Here is a 14,236-nt window from a genome sequence, read left to right as displayed (position 1 = left end):
CCGTGGCGAGGGAGAACAAAGTGGTGACTGGGGCGGGGAACAGTAGGCTCGGGCGGCTGCTCGCGCAGTGCCTCGCTGTGCTCATGACGGCTGTGGCTCTCACCCTGGCCGGCCCAGGCGCGCAGCGCGCCGACGCCGCCGTCTCCGCGTGTGCCGGACGGCCGCAGAAGACCGTCAAGTTCGCCACCGGCGAGCTGCGCATCTACAAGAACCGGCACTACGCCTGCGCCATCACCGTCAGCGCCAGGCCCGGCACGAGGCGGGCCATGTCGGTCTCCCTCCAGGCGCGCGGCGGCCGCGCCGCCGTGGACAAGGGCGTCTTCAAGCGCCAGGCGGGGCCCGTCACCGTCCACGCACTCAACCGCTGTGTACGGGCCACCGGCGCCGTCGCCGGCAGCTCCGGCTCGACCAGCTGGATCCTCTGCTGACGGCCCTCGCGTCAAGTGCCCAGGGTCTCCCGCGCCAAGGGCTGACGGACCTTCGCGCCAAGCGCTGACGGACCCTCACATCACCCGCTGACCGACCGCGCACCCAACTGGGGCTGGCGGGCCGGGCATTGCCCCCGCTAGGTTCACCGCGACCACAGGTGAATCAAGGGGAGGGTGAATGCGCAAGGCGCTCAGATGGCTGCTGTCGCTCGTGGTGCTCATAGGCACCATGAGTGCGGCCGGTGCGACGGCCGGGGCGGCTACCGCCGCAGAGCCGGCGGCCGGCACGGACATCAAGGACCGGATCCTGGCGATACCGGGCATGAGTCTCATCGAGGAGAAGCCGTACCCGGGTTACCGGTACTTCGTCCTCAACTACACACAGCCGGTCGACCACCGGCACCCGGACAAGGGCACCTTCAAGCAGCGGCTCACCCTGCTGCACAAGGACACCAACCGTCCCACCGTCTTCTTCACCTCCGGCTACAACGTGAGCACCACGCCGCGCCGCAGCGAGCCGACGGCGATCATCGACGGCAACCAGGTCTCCCTGGAGTACCGGTTCTTCACCCCGTCCAGGCCCGACCCGGCCAACTGGTCCAAGCTGGACATCTGGCAGGCCGCCAGCGACCAGCACCGCGTCTTCAAGGCGCTGAAGAAGATCTACGCCAAGAACTGGCTCACCACCGGCGGCTCCAAGGGCGGTATGACCGCCACCTACTTCGAGCGCTTCTACCCTGCCGACATGGACGGCGTCGTCGCCTATGTCGCGCCCAACGACGTGCGAAACAAGGAGGACTCGGCCTACGACCGGTTCTTCGAGCAGGTCGGCACCAAGGAGTGCCGCGACAAGCTGAACGCGGTGCAGCGCGAGGCGCTCGTGCGCCGTGCGCCGCTTGAGGCCAAGTACCAGCAGGCCGCGGCCACCGAGGGCTACACGTTCAAGACCATCGGCAGCCTCGACAGGGCGTACGAGGCCGTCGTCCTCGACTACGTCTGGGGCTTCTGGCAGTACAGCCTGCTCGCCGACTGCGAGTCGATCCCGGTCGCTGCCACCGCCACCGACCAGGAGATCTACGACTCCGTCGACGCGATCTCCGGCTTCTCCTTCTACACGGACCAGGGCCTGGAGACGTACACGCCGTACTACTACCAGGCAGGCACCGAGCTGGGCTCGCCCGACATCAAGCAGCCGCACCTCAAGGGGCTGAGCCGGTACGGGTACCAGCCGCCGCGGAACTTTGTGCCGCGTGACATCCCGATGCGCTTCAAGCCGTGGGTGATGAACGATGTCGACACCTGGGTCCGGCACAACGCCCGCCACATGATGTTCATCTACGGCGAGAACGACCCGTGGGGCGGCGAGCGCTTCCGGCTCGGCAAGGGCGCCCGCGACAGTTATGTGTACACCGCGCCCGGCGCCAACCACGGCGCCAACGTCGCAGGCCTCGTGCCGGACCAGAAGGCGGCCGCCACCGCAGCGATCCTGAAGTGGGCGGGCGTCGCTCCGGCCGCGGTCCAGGAGGACGCGGCGAAGGCGAAGCCACTGACGAAGTACGACGCGAAGCTCGACAAGCGGGACATCCAGCGGGAGCCGGCACTGAGGCCGTAACCGCGTATGCGACAGCGGGCTGTGCGCGCCGCGCGTGATCCTCACACGCGGCGGGCGCAGCCCACCGGCTTTTCTCCGCCCAGCTGCACATAGAGCGCGGTGGACGGCGGGCACTGCGACCTGTCGGTCACCGCGGACGCCACCTTGAACTCCGGTGCCCGCGGGCCGGATCCGTCGCAGGCGGTCTCCTTCACCTGGCCCTTGCTCGCGTTGTGGACGCAGTCGCCGACAACGGTGTGCGGACCGCCGCCCCCGCCCGGGTCACCGGGATGCGGCGGCTCCAGATTGCGCATACAGGCGTAGCCCCGTCCCACCTCCCCATCGCCGTCCTCGTCGGTCGCCGGGCGGCTCTCGGAGATATGCAGCACGAAGTCGGTGGCGGCCGGGCACGTGGGGCCGGCCGAAGGCCTCCCGCCGTACCGGGCGATCACCCGGGCCACCGCCTTCTCGCTGGTGCACGGCACTTCACGGAAGTCGCGGCCGCGCGAGCCGCAGTCGCCGGGGCCCAGGAAGACCAGACCGTATCCGTACGGTGTGGCGGTGAGGCTGCCGATACCGGTGCCGGCGACCGGACCCGTGCCTTCCGTCGCCTGCCGGCAGGCGGCAGTGAGCGCCACCGCCAGTACCAGTACCACTACCGGTGCCAGGGTGCTCACCGCCCCTGCGGACCGCCGCTTCATACGCATCTGTACCCCCACCCCCACCGGCCCTCCGTGCTCCGGGCCGGTCCCCGCCCAGCGTGACCCGCCGAGGCGGGCGCACGCCAGACGCACGGGGTGCTTCGGGACAATTGGGGGGAGCGTGAGGGGGGTGCGCGGCCGGTCCGTGTACGTCAGCTGTACGTCGGCCGAATGTCAGTCGTACGACAGTCCGTGGCCGATGGGGTAGAGCACGCGGGACGGATCGTCCGCCCGCTGTACGGGTACGGGGAGCCGCCCCTCGGGATCGGCGCGACCCGAGATCACCCGTGCCGCGGCCCGTAGTTCGACATCGGTCCAGGAGTACGCGGCGAGCGCGGCCCGGGCGCCGCCGAGCTGGGCGATGTCGTACGGATTACGGATGGCGAGGACGACGACCGGGACGCCGGTCGCAACGAGCCTGGACACCAGGGTGCGCTGGCTGCTGGTCGCCGAGACGTTGTACGTACCGACGATCACGGCGTCCTTGCCGCCGGCCGCCGCCACTGCCTCGTCGATCTTCGCGGTGGTCGGGGTGATACCGGTGGACAGTGCGGTGGCGGTGAAGCCCAGTTCGGTGAAGGCCGTCGCCAGGACGGTGGTCGGTGGTCCGGTCGTGCCGGTGGGCGAGGCGGGGTCGGCGCCGACGACCAGGAGGTTGCCGTGCTCGCGCCGGCTCAGTGGCAGCAGCCGGTCCTCGTTGACGAGGAGCGTGGTCGTCCGCTCGGCGATCCGGTCGGCGGCGGCGAGGTGCGCGCGGGTGCCGACGGTGCGGTCCACGCCCCGGTGGGAGACGAACGGATGGCGGAACAGCCCCAGTCTGTCCTTGAGCAGGAGGATGCGGAGGATTGACTCCTCGATGCGGGCCACGCTGATCTCGCCGCTCTTGACGGCGCTGAGGACACCGTTCCGGGCGACGGCCAGATCAGGCGGGTTGAGCAGCTGGTCCACGCCGGCCGCGAGCGCGAGCACCGGCACCCGGTGGTCGCCGTACTTGTCCCGCACGCCCTGCATATTGAGCGCGTCGGTGACGACCACGCCGTCGTAGCCGAGCTCTTCGCGCAGGATGCCGGTGAGGATGGGGCGGGAGAGCGTGGCCGGGTCGTTGCTCGGGTCCAGCGCCGGGAACTGGATGTGCGCCGTCATGATCGAGTCGATGCCGGCGGCGATCGCCGCCCGGAACGGCGGAGCGTCGGTCTCCTCCCACTGCGCGCGGGTGTGCGTGATGACAGGGATGCCCGTATGACTGTCGACGGTGGTGTCGCCGTGTCCCGGGAAGTGCTTGGAGGTCGCGGCGATGCCCGCGCTCTGGTAGCCGCGGACCTGGGCGGCGACCAGACCGGCGACGGCCCGGGGGTCGGCGCCGAAGGACCGTACGCCGATAACCGGATTGGCGGGGTTGATATTGACGTCGGCGACCGGAGCGTAGTTCTGGACGATGCCCACCGCGGCCAGCTCGGCCCCGGCGATCCGCGCGGCGGTACGGGCGCCGGACCGTGGTCCGCCCGCGCCCAGCGCCATCGCACCCGGCATCAGGGTGGCGGGCCTGCCGACACGGGCCACAATGCCGTGCTCCTGGTCGGTGGAGATCAGCAGCGGTACGGGCGTGGGCTGCGCGAGCCCGGCCCGCTGGATGCCGTTGGACAGGTCGGCGATCTGGTGCGGGTCGCGGGTGTTGTGCGCCCAGGCGAAGTAGATGATGCCGCCGACGTGGTACTTGGCGACCAGCTCGGCGGCGGTGCGGACGCCCATCTCCTTGATGTTCAGCTCGATGTCGGCCTGATCGGGGGCGGTGGCGGAGTGCCCGTACACCCGCATCACGAAGAGCTGGCCGACCTTCTCCTCGAGGCTCATCCGGGCGATGAGCCGCTTGAGGTGGTGGGAGGGACGGGCGACGGCGGGGGAGGCGGTGACGACGGCACCCGCCGCGAGGGCGGTCGTGGCGCTCGCGGCGGTCGCGGTGAGGAGGGTGCGTCTGGAGAGGCTCCGGTCGTGCATGGGTGCTCCTTCCGGCCTTGCTCGACAAGGGAGTTGAAGGAAACTTCCAAGGATTCACGGACAGCCGGAAAGTTACTGCCAGGTTAAGGGTGTGGCAACAGAAAGGACGCGCGGCGCGCGAAAGGTCACCGGGACGGGGGTCCGCCACCGGCGCTGTCGGAGGGGGGCGCACCGGTGGCGGTGTGCTGCCGGCCGCAGGCGGCTGGAGAGGGGTGGTCGGCGATCGCAGCCAGCAGCGAGGGCCGACACCGCTCTGCGGAGACTCACCAGCAGTACGGCCCGTTAGACGGAGGGGCGCGGGTGCGGGTTCCTGTAAATCGGCGATTCAGCGGAAATGGTGCGGGAGGTACCACGGGGGCGTTTCGCGCTGCGCGCGGGCCGGTGGGGTGCGGGTCCCTGGCGGGGCGCGCGGTGGGTTGCCCCGGGGTGCGGGTCCCTTGTGGGGTGCGCGGTGGGTTGCCCCGGGGTGCGGGTCCCTGGCGGGGTGCGCGGTGGGTTGCCCCTGCCAGGGACGGGGGCGGGGCCCCTGGCGCGCCCGTCGGCGTTCGGTGCCCCGGGTTTGCGGCGCGAAGCCGGGGGTGAGCACCGAGCCTGTCATCTGCGGCGCGAAGCTGCCGCTCCGGGGTCTGGGGCCTGCCCCAGTTTCGGGAAGGGGCGGGTAGGGGAACAAACAGGCCCCCGTCACGCGCCCGCCCGCGCCGTGTCCATCCAGTGGCGCTGGAGCGCCTCCACCGTCGCCGTGATCGCCGGGCGCCGCGCCGCGCCCGTGCGCCACAGGGCGTACAGGCGGCGCTTCGGCACCGGATCCAGGCTGACCGCCCGCACCCCCGCCGGCAGCGCTCCGCGGCCGAGGCGCGGGATCATCGCGATGCCCAGACCCTCAGCGACCAGCGCGATCTGGGTGTGGTACTCCTCGGCCCGGTGGGCCAGATCCGGCTCGCAGCCCGCCGCCCGCAGCGTACGGACCAGCCAGTCGTGGCAGACCGTACCCGGCGGCTGGCAGATCCAGCGCTCGCCCGCCAGCTCCTCGCGGCGTACGGAAGCGCGCCCCGCCAGCGCATGCTCCCCCGGCACCAGCAGATCGCACAGGTCATCGCCGATCACCGCCTGCTCCACCCCCTCCGGTGCGGGCAGCGGTGCGATGTCCCAGTCGTGCGCGACAGCGACGTCGATCATGCCCCGGGCCACCAGATCGATGGACAGATGAGGGTCGACCTCGGTCATCCGGGCGTCGAGCCCGGGGTGCTCGCGGCCCAGCTCGGCGAGCACTCCCGGCAGCAGACCGCGTGCGGCGGAGGCGAAGGCGCCGATGGTGAGCCGCCCCGTCGGCCGCCCCCTGCGCTCCTCCAGCGTGGTCTCCGCGCGCTCGACGATCGCGAGCAACTCCTGTGCGGTGGCGGCCAGATGACGCGCCTCGTCGGTGAGCGCCACGCCCCGCCCCTGCCGTTCCAGCAGCGTCGTGCGGGTCTCCCGCTCCAGCTTGGTGATCTGCTGCGACACGGCGGACGGGGTGTACCCGAGGGCGATCGCCGCGGCGGCTACGGAACCATGGACGGAGACGGCGTGCAACGCGCGCAGTCGTCCCAGATCGAGCATGACCGCCCTCCCTTTCGTCAGAGCCTCAGCAGGCATTCGTAAGCAACGCTCAATTCCACCATGAAGAAACCCGCGCTGGTGCTACATGGTTGAGTCCGGTGATCCTCGATCCATGCGTCCCGTACATGTGGCACTCGCCGTCCTCGTCACCGCCGTCTGGGGAGTGAACTTCGTCGTCATCGAGCTCGGACTCGGCCACTTCCCGCCCCTGCTCTTCTCCGCCCTGCGCTTCCTGGTGGCCGCGCTGCCCGCCGTTTTCTTCGTGGGCCGCCCGAAGGTCGCCTGGAAATGGGTGATCGGCGTCGGACTGGCCCTGGGCGTCGCCAAGTTCGGGCTGCTCTTCATCGGAATGGACCGCGGTATGCCGGCCGGTCTGTCCTCGCTCGTCGTGCAGATCCAGGCCGTCTTCACGGCGGTATTCGCCGCCGTCGCCCTCGGCGAACGCCCCGGCAGGGTGAGGGTGCTGGGCATGAGCGTCGCCCTGGCCGGTATCGCCGTCGCGGCCGTCGACGAAGGCGCTTCGGGCCCCGTCCTCGCCTTCCTGCTCGTCATCGCGGCCGCCGCCTGCTGGGGTGTGTCCAATGTGCTGACCCGCAAGGCGTCCCCGCCGGACGCGCTGAACTTCATGATCTGGGTGTCCACCGTGCCCGTGCTGCCGCTCCTCGCGCTCTCCCTGCTCTTCGAAGGCCCGGCGGCCGATCTGGACGCGCTGCGTTCCCTGGACTGGAGCGGGGCGGGGACCATCGTCTACGTCGCCTGGGGCGCCACGGTCTTCGGCTTCGGCGCCTGGGGCTTCCTGTTGCGCCGCTACCCCGCCTCGTCCGTCGCGCCGTTCTCGCTGCTGGTGCCGGTCTTCGGCATGTCCTCCGCGGCGCTGCTGCTGGACGAGTCGGTGAGCCCGCTGCGCTGGGGCGCGGCGGTCCTGCTGGTGGGCGGGGTGGCGCTCACCTCACTGTCGAGAGCAGGCGCTCCAGGTGCTCCCGTCCCGGCACCAGCAGCCTCGGCAGGTCAGCTGCCTCCGGATGCCAGCGTTTCTCGTACTCCCAGCACAGCCACGTCTCCTCGGTGAGCGTCGCCAGGCACTCGGCGAGCGGCAGTACGCCCGCTCCCAGCGGCAGGGGCGCGAGGTCGTCGGCCGATGCGACGTCCTTGACCTGGACATAGCCGAGGAAGGGAGCGAGCGCGGCATGCGCCGCCGCCGGGGTCTCGCCGTCGAGCCAGGGGTGCACCACATCCCAGATCGCGCCCGCGCTCTTGTGGCCGACCGGGCCAAGGATGCGCGAAACATCGGCGCCGGTGCGGTGCGAGTCGTGCGTCTCCAGCAGGATCCGCACGCCGAGCCCGGCCGCGGTCTCGGCGGCGGCCCCGAGCCGGCGGGCCGCGGTGGCCTCGGCGACGGCCGGGTCCTGGTCGCCGCCGCCGGGAAAGACACGTACATACGGCGCGCCCAAGTCGTGGGCCAGCCACATCAGTTCGTCGAGCTCCTCGTACACCGGAGCGTCGTCACCGGCGGCCGCGACGCCAGTGTATCCGCACACGGTGAGAATCTCCACGCCCGCGCGCTCGAACTCCGCCACCACGGAGGCCCGTTCCTGCGCGCCGATCCCCGGATGCACCGGCTCCTCGGGGTGGGCGCGCAGCTCGACTCCCTGGTAGCCGGCCTCCACAGCGAGCGCGACCACATCGGCGACCGGCATGCCCGGCACACCGAGGGTGGAGAAGGCGAACTTCACTTGACCGTTCCTTCCAGCAGGGGCAGCCGCCAGTCCTGGCCGACCAGGTCGGCTCCGTACGAGCGGTGCGGCTTCTCGGCGACGAGGGTGAACCCGGCCCGCTGATAGATCCGGCGGGCCCCGGCCAGTACCTCATTGGTCCACAGCACCAGTTCTCGATACCCCACCTCGCGCGCGAAATCCACGACGGTGCGCACCAGCAGGTCGCCGAGCCCGTGCCCGCGCGCGTCCGGTTCGACGAGCAGCAGCCGCAGGCGTGCGGTCGCCGGGGCGTCGTCCCGTACGCACATGACCGAGCCCACCGGACGCCCGTCCAGCTCGGCGATCCACACCCGCTCCAGATGAGGGTCGTGGTCCTGCGCGAAGTCCGCGACGATCCGGGCGACGAGGCCCTCGAAGTCGGCGTTCCAGCCGTACTCGGCGGCGTACAGCGCACCGTGCCGCTGCACGATCCAGCCGAGGTCGCCGGGACCCGGATCGCGCAGCACCGGGCCCTCGCGGTGCGCGGGCCGGCCGCGGCCGAGGATCTCGCGTACGGTCCGCATCGCCGTGGCCAGCCGCGGCCGCTCCTCCGACGGCACCTTGGCGAGCATCGCCCCGACGGCCTCCCGCGAGCGCTCGTCGAGGAGGGCCGCGGCCTCGCGCCCACGGGCGGTGAGGGTTATCCGCTGCCGCCGCGGGTCGAGATCGGAGGGCGCCCGCCCGACCAGCCCGTCCCGCTCGAACTTGGCGAGCAGCCTGCTCAAGTACCCGGCGTCGAGCGAGAGCTCGGCGCGCAGGTCGGCGGCGTCGGTACGGGGGCTGTGGGCGAGTTCGTACAGCACGCGCGATTCGGTCAGCGTGTACGGGGTGTAGAGGTGCTTGCTGTAGTCGAGCGCGCCGATGAGGTTGGTGTAGAAGCGGTTGAAGGCGCGGATTTCATGGATCGGCATGAGCTGCTCCGAGCTTGTCCCTTGACTGAGTCAACGGTATGGCGCAACCCGGGCACCGGCAAGCCCTGTGCCGGCGGGACGGTGCTCCCTGTCAGAGCCTGATGTGAGCGGCGACGAGCGGGTGGTCGCTCCCGGTCGCGGGCAGCGACCGGACCACCGCCGTCGGAATGCCACGCTGCTGTCCACGGACCGTACGACGGGAAATCGAAGGAGCACGTTTCCACTTGCTGGTGGTCAGCGGCCGACGGCGGCGACGGCTCCGCGCCATCCGCCACCCCTGGCGCGTACGCCCGAGTGCCCTTCAGAGTGCGCGCGCCAACAGGCTCACCTCTTCCCGGGAGGCGCCGTCGACGCCCGTGCCATCAGCTCCGCGCCGATCGTCGCGATGCCCCCCGGCGGCGGCGCCTCCTTGCCCATCGCCAGCCGGCCCGCCCGCGCCCCCGCCTCGTACAGCGGCAGTCGTACGGTCGTCAGCGCCGGCACCGCGTCCACCGAGAACGGGAGGTCGTCGAAGCCGGCCACCGAGATGTCCTCCGGGATGCGCAGGCCCTGGTCTCGCAGGGCCGCGCAGGCGCCCAGTGCGACCGTGTCGTTCGCGGCCACGATCGCCGTCAACTCCGGTTCGCGGCGCAGCAGTTCGAGCGTGGCGTCATAGCCGGAGCGGCGGGCGTACGGACCGTGCACGGTGAGCCGGTCCTGGTTCTCGTCGAGCCCCGCGGCGGCCAGCGCGGCCCGGTGGCCCTCCAGGCGGTGGCGCGTCGTGGTGCGCTCCGCGGGCCCCGCGACGTATCCGATCGTTCGGTGGCCGAGCGCGAGCAGATGCTCGGTGAGTCGCCGTCCGCCGCCCCGGTTGTCGAAGGCGAGGGCGGCGACGATGGCGTCGCTGCCCGGGAGCGGCGGCCGGCCGCAGAGCACCACACGGGTGCCCGCGTCCGCGAGCTTCGCCAGTTTCGAGGTCATCGCCGCGATGTGGTCCGGGTCCTCCAGTGCGCCGCCAGTCAGCACGACGGCCGCGGCCCGCTGCCGCTGGAGCAGGGTGAGATAGGTCAGCTCGCGCTCCGGTGAGCCCCCGGTGTTGCAGACGACGGCCAGCTTCTCGCCGCCCGCCCGTCCGGACCCCTCCTGCCCGCTGATCTCGGTCTGGGCGGCCCCGGCCATGATCCCGAAGAACGGGTCGGCAATGTCGTTGACGAGGATGCCGACCAGGTCGGAGGTGGCCGCGGCGAGCGAACTCGCCGGGCCGTTCAGTACGTAGTCGAGCTCGTCGACCGCGCGCAGCACCCGTTCCCGCGTCGACGCGGCGACCGGGTAGTTGCCGTTGAGCACACGGGAGACGGTGGCCGGGGACACCCGGGCGCGCGCCGCCACATCCGCCAGGGTGACTGTCATCGCTTTCCTCCGCGGGAGATGGAACCGAGCCCTTGTCCGGGCTGCTGTCGGCAGGCTAGCTTCATACCGTGTAGAAAGCGCTTGCTACGGTCATATCGAGGGAACTCGGAACCATCGAGGGGACATGGAGGCAACTTCGTGACACGCAGGACTGTGCGCATCGCCATGAACGGCGTCACGGGCCGGATGGGGTACCGCCAGCATCTGGTGCGCTCCCTCCTTGCGATCCGCGAACAGGGCGGCCTGGACCTCGGGGGCGGCGAGGTTCTCTGGCCCGAGCCGGTCCTCGTCGGCCGCCGCGAGCACGCGCTGCGCGAGATCGCCGAACGGCACGGCCTCACGCACTGGTCGACCGACCTCGACGCCGTACTCGCCGACAACAGCGTCGACATCTACTTCGACGCGCAGGTCACCTCCGCCCGCGTCACCGCGATCAAGCAGGCGATCGCGGCGGGCAAGCACATCTACACCGAGAAGCCGACCGCGACCGACCTGGTCGGCGCACTGGAGCTGGCGCGCCTGGCCGAGGCCGCCGGGATCAGGCACGGCGTCGTCCAGGACAAGATCTTTCTGCCGGGGCTGCTGAAGCTGAAGCGGCTCGTCGACGGCGGCTTCTTCGGCGACATCCTGTCCGTGCGAGGAGAGTTCGGCTACTGGGTCTTCGAGGGCGACTGGCAGGAGGCGCAGCGTCCGAGCTGGAACTACCGCGGTGAGGACGGCGGCGGCATCGTCGTCGACATGTTCCCGCACTGGGAGTACGTACTGCACGAGCTGTTCGGCCGGGTGACGAGTGTGACGGCGCAGGTAGCCACGCACGTTCCGCAGCGCTGGGACGAGCGCGGCAAGCCGTACGCGGCGACCGCGGACGACTCCGCGTACGGCATCTTCCAGCTGGAGGGCGGGGTCGTCGCCCAGATCAACTCCTCCTGGGCGGTGCGCGTGAACCGCGACGAACTGGTCGAGTTCCAGGTCGACGGCACCCACGGCTCGGCGGTCGCGGGCCTGCGCCGCTGCCGCGTCCAGCACCGCTCCGCCACCCCGAAGCCGGTATGGAACCCGGACCTGCCCGCGACGGAGTCCTTCCGTGACCAGTGGCAGGAGGTCCCGGACAACACGAAGTTCGAGAACGGCTTCAAGGCGCAGTGGGAACTGTTCCTGCGCCATGTCGCGCTCGGCGAGCCGTACCACTGGGACCTGCCGGCGGGCGCGCGCGGTGTGCAGCTCGCCGAGCTGGGCCTGAAGTCCTCCGCCGAGGGCCGCCGGTTCGACGTACCGGAGCTGTCGCTGTGACGATCCGGCTCCTGCACGGGGTGTACGAACCCCGCACCGAACCGGCCGTGTTCGCCGCGGGAGGCGCGCCGCTCATCTCCCGTACGGTCTTCTCGGCAGCGCATGTCGTCGCCGACCCGTACGCCGATACGTCGTGGGGCTCGCCCGCCGCCGTGGACTGGGACGCGACGCTTGCCTTCCGTCGCCATCTGTGGTCGCACGGGCTCGGCGTGGCGGAGGCGATGGACACGGCGCAGCGCGGGATGGGCCTGGACTGGGCGGGCGCGGCGGAGCTGATCCGGCGCTCGGCGGCGGAGGCGAAGGCGGTGGGGGGCCGGATCGCGTGCGGTGTCGGTACCGACCAACTGACGGCGGGCGCCGGTCCGTTGGCGTCGGGGGCTGGTTCGTCGGCGGGCGCCGGTCCGTTGGCGTCGGGCGCTGGGTCCTCGGCGGACACCGGTTCGTCGGCGTCGGGGGCTCCCTCGTTGGCGGAGGTGCGCGACGCGTACGAGGAGCAGCTGGCGCTGGTGGAGGAGAGCGGGGCGCAGGCAATCGTGATGGCGTCGCGGGCGCTGGCGTCTGCGGCGCGGACGTCCGACGACTATCTCGCCGTCTACTCCCACCTGCTGCGGCAGGCTTCGGAACCGGTGATCCTGCATTGGCTGGGGCCGATGTTCGACCCGGCGCTGGAGGGTTACTGGGGCTCCGCCGACCTGGACGCGGCCACCTCGGTCCTCCTGGACGTCATCTCCGCCCACCCGGACAAGGTCGACGGCATCAAGATCTCGCTGCTGGACGCCCAGCGCGAGATCGACCTGCGCCGTCGCCTCCCGGAAGGCGTGCGGTGCTACACCGGCGACGACTTCAACTACCCCGAACTGATCGCGGGTGACGAGCACGGCTTCAGCCATGCGCTGCTCGGGATCTTCGACCCGCTGGGCCCGTCGGCGGCCGAGGCGGTACGGGTGCTGGACACGGGTGATGTCTCCGGGTTCCGTAAACGCCTCGATCCGACGGTCGCGTTGTCCCGCCATCTCTTCCAGCCGCCAACGCGCTTCTACAAGACGGGTGTGGTGCTGCTGGCGTGGCTGGCCGGACACCAGTCGCACTTCACGATGGTGGGCGGTCTGCAGTCGGCGCGCTCGCTGCCGCACTTCTGCCGGGCGTACGAACTGGCGGACGGGCTCGGCCTGTTCCCGGACCCGGTGCTGGCGGAGTCCCGTATGAAATCCCTGCTGAGCATGTACGGAGTCGCCCAGTGACCGTTCCGGATGCCGTCGACCTGACCCGCTTCAGCATCAACCAGATGACGGTGAAACAGCTCAGCCTTCCCGAACTCGTCGATGCGTGTACGGAGTTCGGTATTCCGGGGGTGGGGCTGTGGCGCGAACCGGTGCAGGCGTACGGGGTCGAGGCGGCGGCGAAGCTCGTACGGGACGCGGGGCTGGCGGTCACGAGTCTGTGCCGGGGCGGCTTCCTCACCGCGATCGAGGCGGCTGAGCGAGCGCGTGCGCTGGACGACAACCGCGCGGCGATCGACGAGGCGGCGACGCTCGGCACGGACACGCTGGTCCTGGTCGCGGGCGGACTTCCGCCGGGCAGCCGGGACTTGGTGGCGGCGCGATCACGCATCGCGGACGCGCTCGCCGTGCTGGCTCCGTACGCGGGGGAGCGGGGCGTACGGCTGGCGATCGAGCCGCTGCACCCGATGTACGCGGCGGACCGGTGCGTGGTGTCCACGCTGACGCAGGCGCTGGACCTCGCGGAGCGTTTCCCGGCGTCGCAGGTGGGCGTGGTGGTGGACACGTACCACATCTGGTGGGACGACACGGCCCCGGCGGCGGTGGCGCGAGCGGGCTCGTCGGCCCGGATCCACGCATTCCAACTGGCGGACTGGACGACGCCGTTGCCGGCCGGGGTGCTGAACGGGCGGGGTCAGATCGGGGACGGGGCGATCGACATGCGGGAGTGGCGGGAACGGGTGGAGGGGGCGGGGTACGGGGGTGCGATCGAGGTGGAGCTGTTCAACGGGGGGCTGTGGTCGCGGAACGGGGTGGAGGTCTTGGGAGAAACGGTGCGCCGGTACGGGGAGCACGTGGTCTAGGGGGCGGGGTGTCCTGCGAGGTGCGGGTCCCTGGCGGGGTGGGGGGCTGGGATGTATGGGTGTGCCTGGTCTCTGTGGGGTGGGGGGTTTGGGTGCTTGGGGGTGGCCGGTCTTTGCGGGGTGGGGGGTTTGGGTGCTTGGGGGTGGCCGGTCTTTGCGGGGTGGGGGGTTTGGGTGCTTGGGGGTGGCCGGTCTTTGCGGGGTGGGGGGTTTGGGTGCTTGAGGGTGCCCGGCCTCCGTGGGGTGCGGGCCTTGGGTGCTTGAGGGTGCCCGGCCTCTGCGGGGTGCGTGCCCTGGGGGCTTGGGGGTGGCCGGTCTTGTGTCGGTGGCCGTCCGGGGCCGCTCCGGGGCTCGTATGCGGGACTGCGCTGCATCCGATATGCGGCTCCGCCGCGTGGTCACCGCGTTTCGCGCGAGTTGCGACGCTTTACGTCCCGGACACGACCCTGCGCGTCCCCCTGCCAGGGACAGGCCCGGGGCCTTCGGGCGCCCATCGGC

Annotated in this window: 11 protein-coding genes and 1 pseudogene; 6 read left to right on the top strand and 6 right to left on the bottom strand. The window is 71.2% G+C overall.

All coding sequences use genetic code 11. The features are described from left to right. Positions 1-83 precede the first annotated feature (83 nt). Positions 84-428, top strand: coding sequence for a hypothetical protein (locus OG735_RS15175; RefSeq protein WP_327323707.1), 345 nt, complete (start codon positions 84-86; stop codon positions 426-428). Positions 429-606: 178 nt separating this feature from the next. Beyond that, entirely contained in the window at positions 607-2,040 is a 1,434-nt protein-coding gene (locus OG735_RS15170) for a S28 family serine protease (RefSeq protein WP_327323706.1), read from the top strand. Between the two features lie 41 nt (positions 2,041-2,081). Here OG735_RS15170 and OG735_RS15165 read toward each other — a convergent pair whose 3' ends face one another. The 3 genes from OG735_RS15165 to OG735_RS15155 form a co-directional block, all read right to left on the bottom strand. Beyond that, positions 2,082-2,720 carry a hypothetical protein gene (locus tag OG735_RS15165; protein WP_442812606.1) on the bottom strand — a complete coding sequence of 213 codons (639 nt, stop codon included), beginning with the start codon at positions 2,718-2,720 and terminating at the stop codon, positions 2,082-2,084. A 174-nt stretch (positions 2,721-2,894) separates the two neighbouring features. Beyond that, a complete protein-coding gene (locus OG735_RS15160; protein WP_327323704.1) occupies positions 2,895-4,715 on the bottom strand; it encodes a glycoside hydrolase family 3 protein in 1,821 nt (606 codons plus the stop codon). A gap of 681 nt (positions 4,716-5,396) precedes the next feature. Beyond that, positions 5,397-6,311 carry a LysR family transcriptional regulator gene (locus OG735_RS15155; RefSeq protein ID WP_327323703.1) on the bottom strand — a complete coding sequence of 305 codons (915 nt, stop codon included), beginning with the start codon at positions 6,309-6,311 and terminating at the stop codon, positions 5,397-5,399. Positions 6,312-6,423: 112 nt separating this feature from the next. Between OG735_RS15155 and OG735_RS15150 the strand changes: the two genes are divergently transcribed. Beyond that, on the top strand, positions 6,424-7,380 hold the full coding sequence (locus tag OG735_RS15150) for an EamA family transporter (protein WP_327323702.1): 957 nt from the start codon (positions 6,424-6,426) through the stop codon (positions 7,378-7,380). Here the strand turns inward: OG735_RS15150 and OG735_RS15145 are convergent. From OG735_RS15145 to OG735_RS15135, 3 genes and pseudogenes are all read right to left on the bottom strand, one after another. Next, positions 7,274-8,044 (bottom strand): annotated as a pseudogene (locus OG735_RS15145) (sugar phosphate isomerase/epimerase family protein); the annotation flags it as partial. The gene OG735_RS15150 and the pseudogene OG735_RS15145 overlap by 107 nt on opposite strands. After that, positions 8,041-8,976 carry a bifunctional helix-turn-helix transcriptional regulator/GNAT family N-acetyltransferase gene (locus OG735_RS15140; protein WP_327323701.1) on the bottom strand — a complete coding sequence of 312 codons (936 nt, stop codon included), beginning with the start codon at positions 8,974-8,976 and terminating at the stop codon, positions 8,041-8,043. The pseudogene OG735_RS15145 and the gene OG735_RS15140, both read right to left, overlap by 4 nt. 324 nt (positions 8,977-9,300) lie before the next feature. Then, positions 9,301-10,365 (bottom strand): LacI family DNA-binding transcriptional regulator, encoded by a 1,065-nt coding sequence (locus OG735_RS15135; protein ID WP_327323700.1) that lies wholly within the window; start codon positions 10,363-10,365, stop codon positions 9,301-9,303. Between the two features lie 138 nt (positions 10,366-10,503). On the opposite strand from OG735_RS15135, the gene OG735_RS15130 reads away from it, so the two are divergent. The 3 genes from OG735_RS15130 to OG735_RS15120 are packed head-to-tail and all read left to right on the top strand — an operon-like array spanning position 10,504 to position 13,738. Further along, positions 10,504-11,655: a Gfo/Idh/MocA family protein gene (locus OG735_RS15130; protein WP_327323699.1), complete on the top strand. Its 1,152-nt coding sequence runs from the start codon at positions 10,504-10,506 to the stop codon at positions 11,653-11,655. Then, a complete protein-coding gene (locus OG735_RS15125) occupies positions 11,652-12,896 on the top strand; it encodes a dihydrodipicolinate synthase family protein (RefSeq protein ID WP_327323698.1) in 1,245 nt (414 codons plus the stop codon). Before OG735_RS15130 ends, OG735_RS15125 begins: the two co-directional genes overlap by 4 nt. A gap of 44 nt (positions 12,897-12,940) precedes the next feature. Continuing rightward, positions 12,941-13,738: a sugar phosphate isomerase/epimerase family protein gene (locus tag OG735_RS15120; RefSeq protein ID WP_327328322.1), complete on the top strand. Its 798-nt coding sequence runs from the start codon at positions 12,941-12,943 to the stop codon at positions 13,736-13,738. The last annotated feature ends 498 nt before the right edge of the window (positions 13,739-14,236 follow it).

The organism is Streptomyces sp. NBC_01210, from assembly GCF_036010325.1.
Taxonomy (GTDB): domain Bacteria; phylum Actinomycetota; class Actinomycetes; order Streptomycetales; family Streptomycetaceae; genus Streptomyces.
This window is presented reverse-complemented; position numbering and strand designations above follow the sequence as displayed.

What these genes read in the sequence shown, in the direction of transcription:
- OG735_RS15175 (WP_327323707.1), top strand. Translation starts at nt 84, where the DNA reads ATGACGGCTGTGGCTCTCACCCTGGCCGGCCCAGGCGCGCAGCGCGCC.
- OG735_RS15170 (WP_327323706.1), top strand. Translation starts at nt 607, where the DNA reads ATGCGCAAGGCGCTCAGATGGCTGCTGTCGCTCGTGGTGCTCATAGGC.
- OG735_RS15165 (WP_442812606.1), bottom strand. Translation starts at nt 2,720, where the DNA reads ATGAAGCGGCGGTCCGCAGGGGCGGTGAGCACCCTGGCACCGGTAGTG.
- OG735_RS15160 (WP_327323704.1), bottom strand. Translation starts at nt 4,715, where the DNA reads ATGCACGACCGGAGCCTCTCCAGACGCACCCTCCTCACCGCGACCGCC.
- OG735_RS15155 (WP_327323703.1), bottom strand. Translation starts at nt 6,311, where the DNA reads ATGCTCGATCTGGGACGACTGCGCGCGTTGCACGCCGTCTCCGTCCAT.
- OG735_RS15150 (WP_327323702.1), top strand. Translation starts at nt 6,424, where the DNA reads ATGCGTCCCGTACATGTGGCACTCGCCGTCCTCGTCACCGCCGTCTGG.
- OG735_RS15140 (WP_327323701.1), bottom strand. Translation starts at nt 8,976, where the DNA reads ATGCCGATCCATGAAATCCGCGCCTTCAACCGCTTCTACACCAACCTC.
- OG735_RS15135 (WP_327323700.1), bottom strand. Translation starts at nt 10,365, where the DNA reads ATGACAGTCACCCTGGCGGATGTGGCGGCGCGCGCCCGGGTGTCCCCG.
- OG735_RS15120 (WP_327328322.1), top strand. Translation starts at nt 12,941, where the DNA reads ATGACGGTGAAACAGCTCAGCCTTCCCGAACTCGTCGATGCGTGTACG.